The sequence below is a fragment of the Nocardia spumae genome, assembly GCF_020733635.1.
In the GTDB taxonomy this organism is placed as follows: Bacteria; Actinomycetota; Actinomycetes; order Mycobacteriales; family Mycobacteriaceae; genus Nocardia; species Nocardia spumae.
Map to the genome: position 1 here is coordinate 462,061 of NZ_JAJFZL010000001.1, position 18,779 is coordinate 480,839.

General features: G+C 66.7%; 17 protein-coding genes. 9 read left to right on the plus strand and 8 right to left on the minus strand.

Features of this window, described 5'->3' with window-relative positions; genetic code table 11:
- Positions 1-2: 2 nt before the first annotated feature.
- A complete protein-coding gene (locus tag LKD76_RS02065) occupies positions 3-1,268 on the plus strand; it encodes a hypothetical protein (protein ID WP_227979222.1) in 1,266 nt (421 codons plus the stop codon).
- Between the two features lie 70 nt (positions 1,269-1,338).
- A complete protein-coding gene (locus LKD76_RS02070; RefSeq protein WP_227979223.1) occupies positions 1,339-2,679 on the plus strand; it encodes a lipase family protein in 1,341 nt (446 codons plus the stop codon).
- Positions 2,680-2,864: 185 nt separating this feature from the next.
- On the opposite strand, the gene gnd is transcribed toward LKD76_RS02070, so the two are convergent.
- From gnd to LKD76_RS02085, 3 genes are all read right to left on the minus strand, one after another.
- On the minus strand, positions 2,865-3,893 hold the full coding sequence (gnd, locus tag LKD76_RS02075) for a phosphogluconate dehydrogenase (NAD(+)-dependent, decarboxylating) (protein WP_227979224.1): 1,029 nt from the start codon (positions 3,891-3,893) through the stop codon (positions 2,865-2,867).
- A 254-nt stretch (positions 3,894-4,147) separates the two neighbouring features.
- Positions 4,148-5,230: a glycoside hydrolase family 183 protein gene (locus tag LKD76_RS02080; protein ID WP_227979225.1), complete on the minus strand. Its 1,083-nt coding sequence runs from the start codon at positions 5,228-5,230 to the stop codon at positions 4,148-4,150.
- A 275-nt stretch (positions 5,231-5,505) separates the two neighbouring features.
- Positions 5,506-7,341 (minus strand): acyl-CoA dehydrogenase, encoded by a 1,836-nt coding sequence (locus tag LKD76_RS02085; protein WP_227985061.1) that lies wholly within the window; start codon positions 7,339-7,341, stop codon positions 5,506-5,508.
- Between the two features lie 296 nt (positions 7,342-7,637).
- Here LKD76_RS02085 and LKD76_RS02090 point away from each other — a divergent pair, with 296 nt between their 5' ends.
- The 5 genes from LKD76_RS02090 (at position 7,638) to LKD76_RS02110 (ending at position 12,249) form a co-directional block, all read left to right on the plus strand.
- The gene (locus LKD76_RS02090) at positions 7,638-9,176 is read left to right on the plus strand and encodes an arylsulfatase (protein WP_227979226.1); all 1,539 of its coding nucleotides are present in this window, start codon (positions 7,638-7,640) and stop codon (positions 9,174-9,176) included.
- A gap of 2 nt (positions 9,177-9,178) precedes the next feature.
- Positions 9,179-10,120 (plus strand): HAD family hydrolase, encoded by a 942-nt coding sequence (locus LKD76_RS02095; protein ID WP_227979227.1) that lies wholly within the window; start codon positions 9,179-9,181, stop codon positions 10,118-10,120.
- 87 nt (positions 10,121-10,207) lie between these two features.
- Complete coding sequence (locus LKD76_RS02100) at positions 10,208-11,086, plus strand: formylglycine-generating enzyme family protein (RefSeq protein WP_372465965.1); 879 nt, start codon at positions 10,208-10,210, stop codon at positions 11,084-11,086.
- Positions 11,087-11,127: 41 nt separating this feature from the next.
- On the plus strand, positions 11,128-11,733 hold the full coding sequence (locus LKD76_RS02105; protein ID WP_227979229.1) for an alpha/beta hydrolase family protein: 606 nt from the start codon (positions 11,128-11,130) through the stop codon (positions 11,731-11,733).
- A 105-nt stretch (positions 11,734-11,838) separates the two neighbouring features.
- A complete protein-coding gene (locus LKD76_RS02110; RefSeq protein ID WP_227979230.1) occupies positions 11,839-12,249 on the plus strand; it encodes a hypothetical protein in 411 nt (136 codons plus the stop codon).
- Between the two features lie 20 nt (positions 12,250-12,269).
- Here LKD76_RS02110 and LKD76_RS02115 read toward each other — a convergent pair whose 3' ends face one another.
- The 4 genes from LKD76_RS02115 to LKD76_RS02130 all read right to left on the minus strand — a co-directional run bounded on the left by LKD76_RS02115 (position 12,270) and on the right by LKD76_RS02130 (position 15,886).
- Positions 12,270-12,974: a class I SAM-dependent methyltransferase gene (locus LKD76_RS02115; protein ID WP_227979231.1), complete on the minus strand. Its 705-nt coding sequence runs from the start codon at positions 12,972-12,974 to the stop codon at positions 12,270-12,272.
- A gap of 83 nt (positions 12,975-13,057) precedes the next feature.
- Entirely contained in the window at positions 13,058-14,164 is a 1,107-nt protein-coding gene (locus LKD76_RS02120) for a glycoside hydrolase family 183 protein (RefSeq protein WP_227979232.1), read from the minus strand.
- Positions 14,165-14,320: 156 nt separating this feature from the next.
- Positions 14,321-15,064, minus strand: a complete 744-nt coding sequence (locus LKD76_RS02125) for a crotonase/enoyl-CoA hydratase family protein (RefSeq protein WP_227979233.1) — start codon at positions 15,062-15,064, stop codon at positions 14,321-14,323.
- 36 nt (positions 15,065-15,100) lie between these two features.
- A complete protein-coding gene (locus LKD76_RS02130; RefSeq protein ID WP_227979234.1) occupies positions 15,101-15,886 on the minus strand; it encodes an alpha/beta fold hydrolase in 786 nt (261 codons plus the stop codon).
- Positions 15,887-16,118: 232 nt separating this feature from the next.
- Here LKD76_RS02130 and LKD76_RS02135 point away from each other — a divergent pair, with 232 nt between their 5' ends.
- Both LKD76_RS02135 and LKD76_RS02140 read left to right on the plus strand, forming a co-directional pair.
- Positions 16,119-16,451: a hypothetical protein gene (locus LKD76_RS02135; RefSeq protein WP_227979235.1), complete on the plus strand. Its 333-nt coding sequence runs from the start codon at positions 16,119-16,121 to the stop codon at positions 16,449-16,451.
- Positions 16,452-16,576: 125 nt separating this feature from the next.
- A complete protein-coding gene (locus LKD76_RS02140) occupies positions 16,577-17,356 on the plus strand; it encodes an enoyl-CoA hydratase-related protein (RefSeq protein ID WP_227979236.1) in 780 nt (259 codons plus the stop codon).
- Between the two features lie 25 nt (positions 17,357-17,381).
- On the opposite strand, the gene LKD76_RS02145 is transcribed toward LKD76_RS02140, so the two are convergent.
- Complete coding sequence (locus LKD76_RS02145; RefSeq protein WP_227979237.1) at positions 17,382-18,650, minus strand: cytochrome P450 family protein; 1,269 nt, start codon at positions 18,648-18,650, stop codon at positions 17,382-17,384.
- Positions 18,651-18,779: the final 129 nt, after the last annotated feature.

Genomic DNA, 18,779 nt, shown 5'->3' on the forward strand with positions numbered 1-18,779 from the left:
GCATGCGTATCAGCGCAATTGCGCGCGGCGCGGGATTGATGCTCGCGACGGTCGTCGGCCTGGGGGTGCTGACCGCCACCCCGGCGGTCGCCGCCCCGGAGCTCGACCGGTACCTGGACCTGCCACTGGTCAACCGCAACGCGGCACAGTCGCCCGGCGGGGTGAACCCCGCACTGCCCTACGACCACGCCGAACTGGGCCGGCTGCTCGACGAGGCGCGGTCCGAGGGCGTCGCACCCAGCCGATATGCCGCGCTGCTGTATCAGTACTGGCTGGTCGACGCCACCGAGAAGGCCGGTATCGACCTGCGTACCTGGGATCCGCGGACCGGGGTTCAGGCCAATCGCGAGAATCTCGTCAAGTCGTACCGGTACTACGAGAACCTGCAGCTGGATCACCGCGAACTGCAGTGGGCCGGGATGGGCGGCCAGGTCGGTGCGGACTTCGGCGGCGGCCTGATCGACGCCGAACTGATGGGCACCCTCTACGACCTGCCCGGTATCGCCGATGCCGCACATGCCGTGCTCGGTGCCGTCGAGCAGGCCGCCGGTCCGCAGGCCGTCGCGATGCTTCCGGAGGGACTGCGGGCGCTGGCCGACGCCGCACCGCGCATCACGCCCGAGGATCTGCACTGGATCCTGGGGATGATCCTGGTGATGCAGAAGAACATCTTCTCCGACCTGATGCCGATGCACGATGCCTACGTCACCGGCGGCCTGACGGCGCTGTCGGAGTTCGAGCGAGCGGGACTGTTCGGCAGCGACATCATGGGCGCCTGGCGCGATGTGGCCTCCGGTGAGCAGGACCGCATCGCCGCCGGCAACGGTGTGCTGCTGCGTCGCGAACAGCAGTGGGCGATCGGCGCGCAGTGGGACGAGGTGCGCGACTACAAGGGTTCGGTCGGTGAGGCGATCACCTACCTCAGCGGTGCGGCGGGTTCGCCGTCGGTGGCCGGAGTGCTGCCGCCGCGCGAATTCCGGCCTGTGCGAGTGCCTTTCACCGCCGCCGACGGCCGCGCGATGATGCTGACGCTGCCGCTGCCCAGCTGGAACTGGTCGGCGCTCGATCCCCGCTGGGACTACATCACCTCCCAGCTGCTGCCCAAGTACAAGTGGCAGGTCGAGAACAACTGGCCCGCACTGGAAGCCGCCCTGCGCACTCCCTACGAGGTGCAGCTGGAATCACATCGTCCGCTGCTGAACATCCCGCAGCTACTGGGTTCGGCCGCGCGGGAACTGACCATCACACCGGCGGGCCAGGAGGGCTGATGAGCAACAATGCGAAGCTCGTTCATCTGCCCGACCGGGTGCGGGTGTCCCGCGAGTCACAGGAGGGCTGATGAGCAACAATGCGAAGCGCACACTGACGGCCGTCGCCACGGCTCTGGCGCTGACCTGGGCGGCGGTGGGAACCGCTGCGGCGGAACCGCTTCCGCCGCAGACGCCGACACTGGACAAGGTGTTCAACGGCTTCGTGGTCGGTTCGTTGCAGGGCGCCACCCCGGCGAGCCCGCAGGAGGCCTTCGAGGCGCTGCGGGCCGACGACCCCTTCTATCGGGAACCGCCGCTGACCGGTTCGGAGCAGCCGGGAACGGTGTTGAAGGCCAAGAAGGTCGATGTGATGTTCACCGGTGTGAAACCGGCGAACCTCGACGCCTGGAAACTCATGTACGTCACCACCGAACGTGACGGTACGACGCCCACCATCAGCACCGGCATCCTGATGATTCCGCGCGACGGCGTGCCGGCCGACCGGAAACACGTCATCTCCTATCAGGAAGCCAACGACAGTGTCGGCTGGAGTTGTCATCCGAGTACTCAGTGGACGGGCGGCGATCCGCTCGACGGCGCCTCCTGGTCGGCGCTGGGCCCGCTGGCGCTGATGTTCGGCAAAGGCTACGCGGTGATGATCTCCGATGTGGGCAACGACGCCGACCGCGCCCCGCACGGTGTCTTCGCCGGCAAGTACGCCGCCCACACCCAGTTGGACGGCACCCGTGCGGCATTGAACTTCCGGGACGCCGGATTGGATCCCCAGGCGCAGGTCGCGTTGTTCGGAATCGCCGGCGGTGGTGTGGGTGCGGGATTCTCCGCCGAGCTCCAGCCCACATACGCCCCCGAGCTGAACGTGAAATCGACGGTGCTGGAAGGCATGGTCGTCGACCCGCGCAACTTCATGCGGGTCGCCGACGGGTCGGTGGGATCCGGCTTCGCCTTCGCCACCCTGCTCGGCCTGGAGCCGAAATATCCGGAGATGCAATTGGATTCGAAGTTGAATCCGGCCGGCCAGGCGGTGGCGAAGGTATTCCGGAGCCAGTGTCAGGACGCCTATTTCAGCATGCCGTTCGTCCCGCTGCGCACGATGTTCAACTCGGGCCTCGGCCCCGCCGACGAACCGGCGTTCCAGCATGTGTTCGACGACAACGAGCTCGGCCGCTCCGGTGCGCCGACATCGAAGGTGCTGATCACCTCGTGCGGTAAGGACGATTCGCCGATGTCGCTGGTCCCGGCCGCCGATTCCCGGCGCCTCGCCGACAGCTATCGGGCGCAGGGCACCGATGTCACGTATCAGCCGACCGACTGCTCGATGGTCGAGATGCTCACCGATCTGTACGGCTGGGGCACCGACCTGTTCGGTATGCAGACCATCGACTGGCTGGACAGTCGATTCGACCGATAGGAACGAACCGGGAGGAGGCGCAATGGCTTTCCTGTGGGGCGTGGGCTATCTGCTCACCTTCGGGCCGCTCGCGATACTCGATATGGCCGGCCGGGCCGTACAGAGTCTGAGCTGAGCGCACCAGCCGAACGACGGGGCCCCGCCGCGATGCGCGGCGGGGCCCCGTCGTGTGGAGAACTCGTCGCCTACGTGCCCGGCAGCTCGTTGTGCCCGCCGAAAGCCTTGCGCATCGCCGAGAGCACCTTGTCCGCGTAGAGCGCCTCACCGCGCGAGGAGAACCGCTCGTACAGCGCGGTCGACAGCACCGGGGCGGGGACACCCTCGTCGATCGCGGCGTGAATCGTCCAGCGGCCCTCACCCGAATCCGATACCCGCCCACCGAAGGTGGTGAGATCCGGATCGGCGTGCAGGGCGGCGGCGGTCAGGTCCAGCAGCCAGGACGCGACTACCGAGCCGCGCCGCCACACCTCGGTGACCTCGGGCACGTCGATGTCGTATCGGTAGTACTCGGGATTCTCCAGCGGCGACACCTCGGCCGAATGCTCGTCGTCGCTCGCGGTGCCGACATCGGCCTTGTGCAGGATGTTCAGGCCCTCGGCATAGGCGGCCATCGCGCCGTACTCGATACCGTTGTGGACCATCTTCACGAAATGTCCGGCACCGGCGGGGCCGCAATGCAGGTACCCCTGTTCGGCGGGCGAGGGCTCACCGGTGCGGCCCGGGGTGCGCTCGGCGGCGTCCACGCCCGGGGCGATCGACTTCAGCAGCGGTTCGATGTGGGCGACCGTCTCGGCCTCGCCGCCGATCATCAGGCAGTAGCCGCGTTCCAGGCCCCATACGCCGCCCGAGGTGCCGATATCGAGGTAGTGCAGGCCCTTGGGTGCCAATTCCCCTGCCCGCCGGATGTCCTCGTGGTAGCGGCTGTTACCGCCGTCGATGATGATGTCGCCCGGTTCGAGCAGTTCGGCGACCTCGTCGATGACCGCCCCGGTGGCGCCGGCCGGAATCATCACCCACACCACCCGCGGTTTCTCGAGCAGCGCGACGAATGCCGGATAGTCGGTGGCGCCCTGGAAGTTGTCGCCGAGTTCCTCGGTGAATTCCGCGATCTGGTCCGCGTGCCGGGAGTATCCGACCGCGGTGTGCCCGTCCCCGACGATGCGCCGGACGATGTTGGCGCCCATTCGGCCGAGCCCGATCATTCCCAGCTGCATACTCTCTCCTCGAAGTCCGAGCTTCGGCAGGTCCGAGCTCTTGGGATTCGTTCGCGTGCACAGTGGTGCGGATCCGGCTCGCACCGTCACCGCTTTCGATTGTCCCTGGTGGCTCGATCGAGAATTTCTCAGGTCTCGGAGGAATCGGTGTAACGCCCCGAGCCCGGTGCCGATAATCAGAACGGCTCCGTGCAGTTGCCAGACCCCCGACCCGGCAACCGCACGGAGCCTTTCTCGTCTCCGTCCGCCGATCCCTACAGCGGCGTGCGCATGAGCACGACGTTGTACTGGTTGTGCATGGTGAGCAGGAAGTACAGGTCACTGCCGGTCTGGTACGGGTAGATCATCGGCGCGTACATGGTCGGCAGGCTGCGCACGTCGATCAGGGTGCGCGGCGGGCTCCATGGTCCCTCCGGGCTGGGCGAGGTCCGCATGACCACGGAGTCGAACGGATCGGTGGTCAGCATGACGTACTGGCCCAGATGGTCGTTCCACTGCACCGACAGCTCGCCCACGTTGCCGACGATCGGCTTGGCGGCGTTGGGGTCCTTGGGCTTCCAGGCGCCGCCGTCCCAGTACTCGTAGGCGTCGATATTGGCGATATCCGCTTCCTTGACCCGGGAGATGAATCCGGGCTGGTTACGGCCCGCGGGGGTGCCGTACTTGTAGACGTAGCCGCCGGCCTTCAGGAAGGCGTTCTGCTGGAAGCTCTGGAAACCGTTCTCGTTGCCGCGGCGCGTGGTGGGCAGCTGCGCCCAGGTCTGGCCGTCGTCACCGGATACGGCCATGGTCGAGAAGTTGGTGTCCCAGTGTCCGTCCGGCCCCCACTCCCGCACCGACATCATCGACATGTACTGCACACCGTTGACCGAGATGCCCGCGGTGGGGATGAAGCTGATCTCGATACCCGGGATCTTCGGGCTGGGCAGCGGATTGTCGACGAAACTCGTGTAGTTGACGCCGGTCACCGGGTCGACGTTCGCGGGGCTGCGGAACAGCACATTCGACCGCCACGCCCAGACGCTTCCGGCGAGGATGTTCGGTACCCCGAGGCCGGCCGTATCGCCGTAGGCGGTGATCATCTGCCCGCGGCCGTCGTCCCACATGATGCCCAGGTCGGTGCCGAGGACATTGTTGTTCTGGGTCCGGTTGGGTGAGGCCATGCCGGTGGCCTGGAATACCGCCTGGGTGGGGCCGGGCAGCTGCGGCAGTCCGTTGATGCCGTTGAGGCCGGGGATCGGGTTGATGTTGTTGGGGTCGGCTCCGGCCGGGGATGCGGTCAGGCCCAGCAGCGCGACCGCCGCGCAAGCTCCTGCCAGTGCGGACAGTCGTCTCATTCTCCGAATCCTTCCTGAGTCGCCCCGTGGGCATTCTGCCCACCCACGGGCGTCCGATGGGCGATATGCCGACGAAACACACGTCACATCGTCGTCTCGATCGTCGAGTTCCTGCGTGGCACACCCGACCCCCGGGGGTTACTCCAGCCCGGCCATTATTACCCGCGACGCTTTCGGATGCTCGGTGCCGCCCGCGTTGCGCGGGTAATGGGCGAGGGCCCCGCCTCCCGTCGCGGGAGGCAGGGCCCTCGTTGTCCATCTGTTGCCGACGGCGATCAGAAGGCCGCTTCGTCGAGCTCCATGATGTCGTTGTCCAGGTTGGACAGCACGGTGCGAACCGAGGTCAGCTCGGGCAGCACATTGCGGGCGAAGAACTGCGCGACACCGATCTTGCCGGTGTAGAAGGCCTCGTCGCTGCCGGTGGCGCCGTTGTCGAGGGCCTTGATCGCGACCTCGGCCTGGCGCAGCAGCTGCCAGCCGACCAGCAGGTCACCGACGGCCATCAGGAATCGCACCGAACCCAGGCCGACCTTGTACAGCTCCTTGGTGTCCTCCTGGGCGCCCATCAGGTGGCCGGTCAGGGTGGCCGCCATGGCCTGCACATCCTCGAGCGCGGTGGCCAGCAGCTTGCGCTCGGCCTTCAGGCGACCGTTACCGGCCTCGGACTCGATGAACTTCTGCACCTGCCCGGCCACGTGGGCCAGCGCCACACCGCGGTCGCGGGCGATCTTGCGGAAGAAGAAGTCCTGCGCCTGGATGGCGGTGGTGCCCTCGTACAGCGAGTCGATCTTCGCGTCGCGGATGTACTGCTCGATCGGGTAGTCCTGCAGGAAGCCGGAACCACCGAAGGTCTGCAGCGAGTCGGTCAGGTACTGGTAGGCCCGCTCGGAACCGACGCCCTTGACGATCGGCAGCAGCAGATCGTTGACGCGGAACGCCAGGTCCTTGTCGGCGCCGGAGACGAGCTGCGCGATGTCCTCGTTCTGGTGCGCGGCGGTGTACAGGTAGATGGCGCGCAGGCCCTCGGCGTAGGCCTTCTGCGTCATCAGCGAACGGCGCACGTCCGGGTGGTGGGTGATGGTGACGCGCGGCGCGGCCTTGTCGGTCATCTGGGTCAGGTCCGCACCCTGTACACGCTGCTTGGCGTAGTCCAGGGCGTTCAGGTAACCGGTCGACAGGGTCGCGATGGCCTTGGTGCCCACCATCATCCGGGCGTTCTCGATCACGTCGAACATCTGCGCGATGCCGTTGTGGACCTCGCCGACCAGCCAGCCCTTGGCGGGCACGCCGTGGCCGCCGAAGGTGACCTCACAGGTGGCCGAAACCTTCAGGCCCATCTTGTGCTCGACATTGGTGACGAAGACGCCGTTGCGCTCGCCCAGAGTGTTGGTCTCGAAGTCGAAGTGGAACTTCGGCACGAAGAACAGCGACAGACCCTTGGTGCCCGGTCCGGCGCCCTCGGGGCGGGCCAGCACCAGGTGGAAGATGTTCTCGAACATGTCGTCGGAGTCACCGGAGGTGATGAAGCGCTTCACACCCTCGATGTGCCAGGTGCCGTCTTCCTGCTGTACGGCCTTGGTGCGACCGGCGCCGACATCGGAACCGGCATCCGGCTCGGTCAGCACCATGGTGGCGCCCCAGTTGCGCTCGACGGCGGTCTCGGCCCACTTCTTCTGCTCGTCGGTGGCGTTGTTCCAGAAGATCTGGCCGAACGGGCCACCGGCGGCGTACATCGCGACGGCCGGGTTCGAGCCCAGGATCATCTCGTTGAGGGCCCAGACCACCGAACGCGGCGCGGGCAGACCGCCCAGCTCCTCGTTCAGGCCGACCTTGTTCCAACCGGCCTCTTCGTACGCCTTGAAGGACTTCTTGAACGACTCCGGGATCGAGACACTGTGGGTGCTGGGGTCGAACACCGGCGGGTTGCGGTCGGCGTCGGCGAAGGACTCGGCGACCGGTCCCTCGGCCAGGCGGCGCACCTCGTCGATGATGTTCTTGACCGTGTCGGTGTCCAGGTCACCGTAGGCGCCGGAATCCAGCACCGAACCGATGCCGAGCACCTCGAACAGGTTGAACTCGAGGTCGCGAACGTTGCTCTTGTAGTGGCCCATCTCTGTACTCACTCTCCGTTGAGTCGGTGCGGTCGGTGTGTGCCGTTCCCGCCCATGTGTCTCCACACCGGGTAGTCGAGCCGGAATCTCCGCCGTCTACTCGCGGGTAACTTACAGCGTATATTACCGATGGGTAATGCGCTTGGAAAGCGCTGACCGGGCGATGTGACGCGGTATACAGGATTTCGGCCGGTGGGATGTTCGCATCGCGAGTCACCCCTGGTGGGTGATGTGCGGCGGGGTGTGGCGAGGCAGGGTTTCGGCAGGGTAGTTCATCTGCGCCTGAGGAGGCCGCTGTGCCGGATTCGAAGCCGAACATCCTGGTGATCTGGGGCGACGACATCGGGATCACCAATCTCAGCTGCTACAGCGACGGTCTGATGGGGTATCGCACCCCGAATATCGACCGGCTCGCCGACGAGGGCATGCGGTTCACCGATTCCTACGGTGAGCAGAGCTGCACGGCGGGCCGGGCATCGTTCATCACCGGTCAGAGCGTGTACCGGACCGGGATGAGCAAGGTCGGCATGCCGGGCGCCGGCATCGGGTTGGCTCCGGAGGACCCGACCATCGCGGAACTGCTGAAACCGCTGGGCTACGCGACCGGTCAGTTCGGCAAGAACCATCTCGGCGACCTCAACAAGTTCCTGCCGACAGCGCGCGGATTCGACGAATTCTTCGGCAACCTCTACCACCTGAACGCGGAGGAGGAACCCGAGCTGCCGGACTATCCACACAAGGACACCTATCCGCGCCTGTACGACCTCCTGCATCCCCGCGGGGTCATCCATTCGTGGGCGACCGATGAGGACGACCCCACCGAGGATCCGAAGTTCGGGCGCGTCGGCAAGCAGCGCGTCGAGGACACCGGGCCGCTCAGCAAGAAGCGGATGGAGACCATCGACGAAGAAGTCGCCGAGGCCTGCGTCGACTACCTGACCCGCCAGCAGAAGGCCGGTACGCCGTTCTTCGTCTGGCTGAACTTCACCCATATGCACCTCCGTACCCATACGAAGCCGGAAAGTGTTGGGCAGGCGGGTATTTGGCAGTCCTCGTACCACGACACGATGATCGATCACGATCGCAATGTGGGCCGGGTGCTCGACGCGCTCGACGAGCTCGGCCTGGCCGACAACACCATCGTCATCTACAGCACCGACAACGGCCCGCACGCCAACACCTGGCCCGATGGGGCGACCACACCGTTCCGCAGTGAGAAGGACACCAACTGGGAGGGCGCCTTCCGGGTGCCCCAGATGATCCGCTGGCCGGGGCGGATCCCGGCCGGCACCGTATCCAACGACATCGTGCAGCACCATGATTGGCTGCCGACCTTCCTCGCTGCCGCGGGCGAGCCCGACATCGTGGACAAGCTGAAGAAGGGACATACGGTCGGGGACAAAACCTTCCGCGTCCATATCGACGGCTATAACCTGCTGCCCTATCTGACCGGGGAGGCGGAACACAGCCCCCGGCGCGGCATGGTGTATTTCTCCGACGACTGCGATGTGCTCGGGATCCGTTTCGAGAACTGGAAAATCGTCTTCATGGAGCAGCGCAAGACGGGCACGCTCGGGATCTGGGCGGAGCCGTTCACCGCCCTGCGAGTGCCGAAGCTCTTCAATCTGCGTACCGATCCGTTCGAGCGAGCCGACATCACGTCGAATACCTACTGGGACTGGTTCCTCGATCACGATTACATCGCCGAGTACGGTGTCGCGATCGCGACCGCCTTCCTGGAAACCTTCAAGGATTTTCCGCCGCGGCAGGAACCGGCCAGCTTCACCATCGACCACGCGGTCGCCAAACTGCACGACTTCCTCGCCCGGGACTGACCGTGACGGGCGGGCTGGACACCTGGCACGAGGGTGAAACCAAGTCGGCGATAGTCGATTTCGTCGCCCGGATCACCGATCGCGCCGGACCCGACTATGTGGAACCGGCGGCGCGGGTCGCGGTCTTCGACAACGACGGCACCCTGTGGTGTGAGAAACCGATGCCCATTCAGCTGGATTTCACGATCCGGCGGATGGGCGAATTGGCCGGGCGGGAACCGGAATTGCGCGGACAACAGCCCTGGAAGGCCGCCTACGAGCAGGACCTGCAATGGCTCGGCGCCGCGATGGTCAAGCACTATCGCGGTGACGACACGGATCTGAAGTTGTTGATGGGAGCGGTGACCCGCGCCTTCGGCGAGATCACCGTGGAGGATTACGACGCGCGGGTGGCGGCCTTCTTCGACGAGGCCGACCATCCGAGCCTCGCGCGCCCGTACCGCGGCTGCGGATTCACTCCCATGGTGGATCTGCTGCGGTATCTGGAGGCGGCCGGGTTCACCACCTATATCGCCTCCGGCGGGGACCGGGATTTCATGCGCCCGGTCGCCGGCGCGCTCTACGGTGTGCCGCCGGAACGGGTGATCGGCAGCGCCCTCGGAATCACCTATCGGGAACGCGACGGCCGCACCGATCTGCTGTACAAGTCCGCGATGGATTTCTTCGACGACGGACCGGAGAAGCCGATTCGGATCTGGAGCCGCGTCGGCCGCCGCCCGATTCTGTCGGTGGGCAACTCCAATGGCGATCTGCCGATGCTGTCGTATTCCGAACCGCCCGGCTCGCGGGCCCTGCGCATGCTGATCCTGCACGACGACGCCGACCGGGAATTCGACTACGTCGCCGGCGCCGAGGATGCGCTCGACCACGCGCGTCGCCATGGCTGGACGGTCGTCAGCATGAAGAATGACTGGCGCGAGATCTTCGCCCCCGAACCGAGCTGACCGCCGCAGGCGGAGCCAGGAGACGCACGCGCCGTGGATATTTCGCTCGCTACCGACCTGCGCCGGATTCCGGCGCAGACCTTCACGATGGGCTCCGATCGGCACTATCCGGAGGAACGGCCCGCACATGCGGTCACCGTCGACGCCTTCGCCATCGAGACCCACCAGGTCACCAATGCCGAATACGAACGGTTCGTCGCCGCGACCGGATATGTCACCGTCGCCGAACGACCGCTGGATCCGGCGGACTTCCCGGGGGCGCCGGCGGAGAATCTGCGGCCCGGTTCGATGGTCTTCACGCGCACGTCCGGACCGGTGGATCTGCGCCACCTGAATCTGTGGTGGCGGTGGACACCAGGCGCCTGCTGGCGGAATCCGGAGGGTCCGGATTCCGCCCTCGCCGGGCGCGCCGATCATCCCGTCGTCCACATCGCGCACGAGGACGCCGACGCCTACGCCCGATGGCGGGGCCGCCGGTTGCCGACCGAGGCGCAATGGGAGGCCGCCGCGCGCGGTGGCCTCGCCGGGGCCGAATTCACCTGGGGTGACGAGGGCGAATCCAGTACCGCCCGGCTGGCCAACTACTGGCACGGGGATTTCCCGTGGCGTCCCGACAGCGGGTACGGACAGACCGCCGCCGTCGGATCCTTCCCGCCGAACGCCTACGGCCTGTTCGATATGGCGGGCAATGTCTGGGAATGGACCGGAGACTGGTATTCCACGGGTCATGCGGGCGGCGGCTGCTGTGTTCCACGAAATCCGCGCGGCGCGGCCGTCGAGCAGAGCTACGACCCCCGGCAACCGCAGTTCCGCGTACCGCGCAAGGTGATCAAGGGCGGCTCCTTCCTGTGCGCCGACAGCTATTGCCGCCGCTATCGCCCCGCCGCGCGGCGGCCGCAGATGATCGACACCGGAATGAGTCATATCGGATTCCGATGTGTGGCCGACACCGTGGATGCCGGCTGACCGTGGGCGGGACCGCGGCAACCAGGGATTACCGTGTGGGTGTGCGCATCGAGACGAATGCGGGGGTTGCCGAGATCGAGATCTCGGCGGGTACGGGTGAGCGCTTCCTCATGGTGCTGACCCACGGCTCCGGAGGCGGCGTCGAGGCCAAGGATCTGCTCGCGGTGACCGACCGTGCCGTCGCGCTGGGCGGGGTGGTCGCCCGGGTGGTGCAGCCGTATCGCGTGGCCGGACGGCGGGCGCCCGGATCGGCGACGGTCCAGGACGCGGCGTGGCTGGAGATCGTCGCGGCGCTGCGGAAGCGGGCGCCGGGTCGCCCACTGATCCAGGGCGGCCGGAGCAACGGTGCCCGTGTCGCCTGTCGCACGGCGGTCGAGGCCGGTGCGAAAGGTGTACTGGCGCTGTCGTTTCCGCTGCACCCGCCGGGTAAGCCGGAGAAGACGCGGCGAGCCGAACTACTCGCGGCCTCCGCACATCTCGACGTGGTGGTGATCAACGGTGAGCGCGATCCGTTCGGCATCCCGGACGCCGCCGATGCCGCCGCGGTGACCGTCGTTCCCGGCCAGCCGCATTCCTTCCGCGGCGGTTTCGACCTCATCGCCGACACGGTGGAGCCGTGGCTGCGGCGGTGGGCCGAACTGGGCTGAGCGGCAACCTTTCTCGGTGATATCTCCGGGAGAACCCCGATGTGCGCTCACGTCGGCGCCGATAACGTGGACCGCGGTCGGGTTTTCGAGAGGAGAGACATGCCCATGAGCTCAGGGTTTCGACCGCTGTCGGCCGATCGTCGACGCGCGGTAGCCGGTTTCGCGGTGGCGCTCGCCACGGTCGCCGGACTCGGATTCGCGACCGTCGGTACCGCACAGGCCGCCTCCTGCGGCGTACCGCCGTGCAGCGCCGACGGATTCGGGGCGGACGGATTCGGTGCGGATGGTTTCGATCGGTTCGGTCGCGACCACTCCGGATTCGGCCGCGACGGTTACGACTCGTTCGGCTACGACCGCTCCGGCCGTGACCGCTCCGGCTACGGCCATGACGGCTACGACCTTTTCGGTTACGACCGCTTCGGCCGGGACCGCTTCGGCGACGACCGGTTCGGCCGGGATCGGCGGGACCGGCAGCACGGTCCGGCGCCGCTGCCTTCCGGCAGCGCCGGGTCGTAGCGGGCGGCGCGCCGTCCCCGTCAGTCCTCGGGGGCGGCTTCCACCGCCTGTGTCTCCAGATCGGGAACCGTGCGGGTGGCCACGACCAGGGCGTCGATGGCGTCGCGGCCCTCGGTTTCGCGCAGCACCCGCTGCGCGGCATCGATGCGAACGTCTTCCGCCGGGGCGAGATCCGCGATCACGTCGTCGGGGGTGAACAGGATCGCGGGATCCTGTGGGCCGCCGTAGCCGTCGGTGATATTGGTGGTGTCGTGACCGAGTACGAGCAGGGTGCCGCCCGGGCTCAGGCGCTCGGCCGCCGCCAGCAACATCGTCCGCCGCTGTGCGGCGGGCAGGTGAATGTAGACCGCCAGGATCAACTCGAACGGACCGTCGATCTCCGCACCGGGCAGATCGGTGACATCGGCGCACTGCCAGGTGATCCGAGTGCGCACCGATCGGGACAGCCGCGAGGCCACCGTGCGGCCCTTGTCGATGCCGACCTGGGAGAAGTCGACCGCGCGCACCTGCCAGCCGTGCGTGGCCAGCCACAGCGCGTGCCGGCCCTCACCGGCGGCCAGATCCAGTGCGCGGGGTAGTTCGGGGACGGCCTGTCCGGGGGCGTCGGGCACCAGTCGAATTCTGCGCTCCAGACCGAAAATATGCTCCACGACCGTCGCATTCGGCGGTGCGCCCCACACCAATTCGCTCTGCGCGTAGCGCGCGTCCCATTCGGCGGCGTCCATGTGACGAGTGTATTGGGCCGTACTACCCGGAGACGCCCGGCCGAGGGGGCAACCCGGCCGGGCGTCGTACAGGAAACGTGAAATTACAGTGTCGTGTGCATGAGGATCACGTTGTATTGACTGTGCACCGTGGTGAGGTAATAAAGATCGCGCCCGGTTTGATACGGGAAGATCGACGGCGCGTAGGCGGTCGGCAATTCGCGCGTATCGATCAGCACCTCCGGCGGGCTCCACGGACCTTCCGGCGAGGGTGCCCGGCGCAGCACCACCGAATTCCACGGATCGGTGGTCAGCATGATGAATTGGCCGAGGTAGTCGTTCCACATCACCGACATCTCGCCGACCCCGCCGGTGATCGGTCGCGCGGCGTTCACATCGTTGTGCCGCCAGCCGCCGCCGTCCCAATAGTCGTATGCGCCGAGGTCTTGAATGGCGTCCTCACGGACCCGCGCGACAAAGGCATCGTGATTGCGTCCGGACGGCGTGCCGTATTCGTACACCCAGCCGCCACTCTTGACGAAGGCGTTCATCTGGAAGTTCGCGTTTCCGCCCTCGTCGGGCCGCCGGGTGAAGTCGAGGTCCGCCCAGGTCTCCCCGTTGTCGGCCGAGGCGGCCAGCCCGGAGTAGTTGGTGGTCCACTGGCCCACGTCGTCCCAGCTCTTGACCGACATGAGGCTCATGTACTGCACACCGCCGACGGAAATACCCGCGGTCGGGATACGACTGATCTCGATGAAAGGGATTTTCGGACTGGGAATCAGATCTCGGGCCTGGCCGAAGATATCCCGGACGGCGCTGTCGAAGTAGATACCGCCGGACGGATCCTGGGTATGACTGCGCACGAGGATATTGCTGCGCCACGCCCAGAAACTTCCGGCGAGCAGATTCGGCAAGCCGACTCCCGCGGTATCGCCGAAGGCGGTGAGCATCTCACCTCTGCCGTTGTCCCACATGATCCCCAGATCCGTACCGAGCACGTTGTAATTCTCGGTGGCGTTCGGACTCGCCAGCCCGGTCACCTGGAATATCGCCCGGGAGCGGCCGCCCAGATTCGGCAGGCCGTTGGTGCCGTTGAGAACCGGGATCGGATTGATGGCGTTGGGGTTGGCGGCCGCCGGTGTGGTCACGGTCAGAAGCAAGGCCGAGGCACCCGCTATCGCAGACAGCAGGACGGATACGGTCTTGGACAAATCTGTGGCCCTTCCCGTTCACGCCGATGCTGACCCCCGACGATCATCGGCTTCGCTGGCAAAGTGTGAGAATGCTAACAGCGAATTGCCTGGAATGGGGTTTCCCGGACCTGGTTTCGGGTAATTCCCGGGTCGGCGAAGTGTTCCTTGTCGGATCTACCGACGACCGAGCGCCTGACGGACGAGCAGTGGTATCTGAGTGGCCCGCTCGATGCCCAGTGTGCGGCGGGTTCCGGCCTGCCAGGTCCGGTCGAACAATCGTTTCGCGGCGGTCACCGCCGGAGCCGGACGGGCGGCGATGCGATCCGCCAATTTCTCCGCCTCGGCGCGCGGATCGCCACACACCTGCGTAATCAAGCCGATGCGCTCGGCATATGCCGCGTCGACCGGATCTGCGGTCATCGTCAAAAGTAGTGCCTTGTCCGCGCCGATCAGGCGCGACAGCGTGACCGCGCCCGACATATCGGGAATCAGTCCGTGCGCGACTTCCATCACCGAGAAATCGGAATCCGGTGCCGCGAAACGGAAATCGGCAGCCAGAGCCAATTGCAGGCCGCCGCCGAAACAATGGCCGTGCACAGCCGCGATCACCGGCTGCGGCAGCCGCCGCCAAGCCCAGCAGGCCTCCTGGAAGGTATTGGTGCCCAGCCACGGAATCGGCAGGAAATTGCGCACGATGGTGAGTGGATCGCCGATCGCCTTCGCGATATCCAGGCCGCTGGAGAAACTGGGACCGTTTCCGGAGACGATCACGGCGCGAATATCGCCGCGACGGCCGATCACCCGGGCCACCCGGACGAGATCGTTGAGCATCTCGAGGGTGAGCCCGTTGTGCTTCTCGGGCCGGTCGAGTTCGACGTAGGCGCGATCACCGTCGAAGGTCAGGGATACGTTGCTCATCGCTCACTCCGTGCTGATCGGATCGCCCCACCGACGTTACCCGCCGGTAGCGGCCTGCTCGAGCACTATCTTCGCGCAGCCGGCCGGATCGTCGTAGAACGGGGTGTGGCCGCTGCCGGGCAAGGTGACGTGACGGGCTTCGGGCAGCCAGTGCCGCGCCCGGCGGCTCTGGGTGCGGTAGGTGAGCAGGATGTCGCGGCTGCCCCAGGCGATCGTGACCGGGACGCGGCCCAAGCGTCCGCCGTCGCGCAGTTTGGCCGTATCGAAGGAGGCCAGCGCGGGCCGGAAGCCGGGCGCGCGCAGCACGCCGTCGACCGTATCCACCGCGGTCCGGGTGTCCAGGGCCCACGGACGGCCGAAGACGATGCTCAGGAACGCGGTGCGCCCGGCCGGTGTGCCGAGGATCGCGGGCAACCGCGAACGCAGCCCCTTGCCGAGGGTGGCGGCCCGGCCCAGGGCCTGCTGGCACCAGATGCGCCCGGCATCGGACCAGAATCCGATCGGCGAGAACGCCGTGACCGAGCGCGCGATCCCGCGCGCGCCGAGATTCAGCGCGATCAATCCACCCATCGAGTTACCCGCCAGGTGCGGGCGCTCGATGCCCTGTTCGGTGAGGAAGGCGTGCAGGGCGTCGGTGAGGGTGTCGACCGTGGTGTGCGGTAGTGGTGCGGACTCCCCGAATCCCGGAAGGTCGACCGCGATGACATCGAAGCCTGCGGCCAGCGTCTCGATGATCGGTTCCCACACCTGCCAGCGGCTGCCGACGCCGTGGATCAGGACCAGTGGTGCACCGGTGCCGGCCCGGTGATGATTCAACAGCATTTCGATACTCCCGCACCGAGACTCGGACGTCGACGAGGAACGGGGACACCCTAGCAATCATTGGCGTAACGCCAACAGATGCCGGGCCGGGAAATCGCCGTTGTGAAGCCTCCGATTTCACGGACTCGGACTGTCGCGACGCCGCGTGATGCGGCAGTATCACCACCGCGCCTCGCGCCCGGTCGTGCCGGGGGTGTCGCCATAGCTGATACGCCTGAGAATTGAGGAACAGTTGAGGATTTCGCTGATCGCCGCCGTCTGCATCGCGCTGCCACTGCTGGGCGCCTGCAGCTCCGACAAGGACTCGCAGCCGACCATCACCCAGGCCGACCTGTCGAAGTCCCTGCAGTCCAGCGGCCTCAAGGACGCGAAGCTCGCCGATTGCGCCGCGAAGCTCTACGTGGACGAGGGCATCTCCCAGGAAGGGCTGCGCAAGATGACCAAACCGGGTAACACCGCGCAGGTCACCGATGGTTCCATGGGCGGTCTGAGTAAAGACGACTCCGACAAGGCCCGGGCGGCCACCCAGAAGATCGCCACCGAATGCGTGGCCTCCCCGCAGTAGCTCACTGCGCGAAAGAGCCCTCCGGCCAACGGGATTCGTCGGCCGGAGGGGCCGGTGACGCCGCCGCGACCGGACGGTTCCGCGCCGATCCGGGCGGGTGGCCGTCACGCGATCTACCGTGGAGTATGGCCACAACGGAGTACCAGCACATTCTCTTCGCGCGCGACGGCGACACCGTGCGCATCACCATGAACCGACCGGATCGGCGCAATGCGCTCTCGGCTGATCATCTCGCCGAATTGCTGACGGCCTTCCGGGCGGCCGGGGACACCGATGCCACGGGTATCGTGCTGGCGGCCAACGGTCCGGTGTTCTCCGCGGGACACGATTTCGCCGATGTCGCCGCTCGCGATCTGCTCGGCGTCCGCGATCTGCTCGTGCTCTGCACGCAGGTCATGACCACCGTCGAAGCGGTGCCGCAGGTGGTGGTGGCGCGCGTGCACGGGCTGGCCACCGCCGCCGGATGCCAACTCGTCGCCTCCTGCGATCTCGCCGTGGCCGCGGAATCGGCCGGATTCGCACTGCCCGGCGGTAAGGGCGGGTGGTTCTGCCACACTCCGGCCGTCCCCGTGGCGCGCGCGATCGGCCGCAAACGCCTGATGGAACTGGCCCTGACCGGTGACCCGGTCGACGCGGCCACCGCCGCCGAGTGGGGCCTGATCAACCGTGCCGTCCCCGACGCCGACCTCGACGCGGCGGTCGACGACCTCCTCACCCGCGCCACCCGGGGCAGCCGAGCCGGCAAGGCCCTCGGCAAGCGCACCCTCTACGCCCAGCTCGACCGCCCGGAAGCCGACGCCTACACCCTCGCGGTGGAGGTCATGGCCGCGGCCTCCCAGCTGCCCGGCGCCCGCGAGGGAATGGACGCCTTCCTGCACAAGCGCACCCCGATCTGGCCGGACTAGGCGCCGATTCCCGGACCGGTCGCGGCTACCCGGGCACGTTGTCGATATTCAGCGGTGGGGTGGGCGGGAAGGTCACCGGCAGCGCCGTCAGTGCTCGATGGAACGGCCCCGGACGTCGGCTGGTCGCACCGTCGTCCGCCGCGAGGCGGATCTCGGGCAGCGCGTCCAGGAGCTGGTCGATCGCGTCCTGGGCGATCAGATAGGCCAGCGACTGTGCCGGGCAGGCGTGCGGGCCGATGCCCCACGCCAAGTGAGACCGATTGCCGGTCATATCGTCGCCGCGGATCGCCGGATCGTTGTTGCAGGCCGCCATGCTGATCACCACCGGCTGATTGGCCGGCAACCAGACATCGTCGATGAGAATCGGCTGACGCGGGTAGGTGATCAGCAGATTCGCCAGCGGGGGATCGTCGAACAAGACCTCGTCCACCGCGTCGCGCGAGGACAGATTCCCGCCCAGCACACTGCCGCCGAAACGGCTGTCGCGCAGGACGAGCAGCAGTGTGTTGGCGATCAGATTCAGTTCGAATTCGATTCCCGCGCCGTAGATCTGGGAGATGTGGTGCGAGACTTCGATGTCGTCCAGAGCGGAGCCGTGCTGCTGCAGCACCGAGGTGATGTCGTTGCCGGGCTCCGCTCGTTTGAGCGTCACCAGGTTCATCAGTGCCTCGCCGAGCATGCGGTTGCCCTGCTCCGCGTCGACACCTTCGAGCAGCGCGGCCGTACCGGCCGCGACCTGACCGCCGATCTCCGGCGGGCAGCCGAGCATGAAGTTCACGAGTTCGAAGACGAGCGGATAGATGTACTGCGTGATCAGTTCCGCGTGGCCGTCCTCGCAGAAGCGGTTGATCAGGGGCAGCGCGGACTTTTCGACGGCCTCGCGCAGCGCGTAGAGATCCACGGCGTCGATGCTCGCCGTGATGGCCTGCCGATATCGGTGAAAATCGGCGCCGGTACTTCTGCTGGCCATCGGCCGCCATTCCAGCAGCGGAAGGATCGGGCAGTCTCTGGGGACCGTCTGCTGCCACTGGCGTGGATCCGCGGGAAAGTGCTCGGGGTCGTTGAGAATTCGGACCGCGGTGTGATACCCGATCACCAGCGTCGCGGGAACGTCCGGAGCCAGTTCGACCGGGGCGAGCGAGCCGTACCGGCTGCGCATTTCGCGGTAGACCCGGTGCGGGTCATCGGAGAAGTCCGGGGTGTGCAACGCCACTCGCGGACCGTCGTTGCTGGTCGGTGAGCTGTGGGAAATCGGGCACATCGGCGGGCGGGTCGGGAACTGCGACGTACTCATCAACTACTCCAGTTGTCGGATGGCGCGCTGAATCTGTGTCGTGACCACCCCGGACGACCCTGGCCGGGGTGACCCGACGCAATGCGATGACTGTTCGTCCGAAAGCGTTGTGGCAGAGAAAATTTCGCG

Coding starts and splice junctions, on each gene's coding strand:
- LKD76_RS02125 (WP_227979233.1), bottom strand. CDS start 15,064: ATGAGCAACGTATCCCTGACCTTCGACGGTGATCGCGCCTACGTCGAA.
- LKD76_RS02110 (WP_227979230.1), top strand. CDS start 11,839: ATGAGCTCAGGGTTTCGACCGCTGTCGGCCGATCGTCGACGCGCGGTA.
- LKD76_RS02130 (WP_227979234.1), bottom strand. CDS start 15,886: ATGCTGTTGAATCATCACCGGGCCGGCACCGGTGCACCACTGGTCCTG.
- gnd (WP_227979224.1), bottom strand. CDS start 3,893: ATGCAGCTGGGAATGATCGGGCTCGGCCGAATGGGCGCCAACATCGTC.
- LKD76_RS02100 (WP_372465965.1), top strand. CDS start 10,208: ATGGGCTCCGATCGGCACTATCCGGAGGAACGGCCCGCACATGCGGTC.
- LKD76_RS02085 (WP_227985061.1), bottom strand. CDS start 7,341: ATGGGCCACTACAAGAGCAACGTTCGCGACCTCGAGTTCAACCTGTTC.
- LKD76_RS02145 (WP_227979237.1), bottom strand. CDS start 18,650: ATGAGTACGTCGCAGTTCCCGACCCGCCCGCCGATGTGCCCGATTTCC.
- LKD76_RS02140 (WP_227979236.1), top strand. CDS start 16,577: ATGGCCACAACGGAGTACCAGCACATTCTCTTCGCGCGCGACGGCGAC.
- LKD76_RS02065 (WP_227979222.1), top strand. CDS start 3: ATGCGTATCAGCGCAATTGCGCGCGGCGCGGGATTGATGCTCGCGACG.
- LKD76_RS02070 (WP_227979223.1), top strand. CDS start 1,339: ATGAGCAACAATGCGAAGCGCACACTGACGGCCGTCGCCACGGCTCTG.
- LKD76_RS02115 (WP_227979231.1), bottom strand. CDS start 12,974: ATGGACGCCGCCGAATGGGACGCGCGCTACGCGCAGAGCGAATTGGTG.
- LKD76_RS02080 (WP_227979225.1), bottom strand. CDS start 5,230: ATGAGACGACTGTCCGCACTGGCAGGAGCTTGCGCGGCGGTCGCGCTG.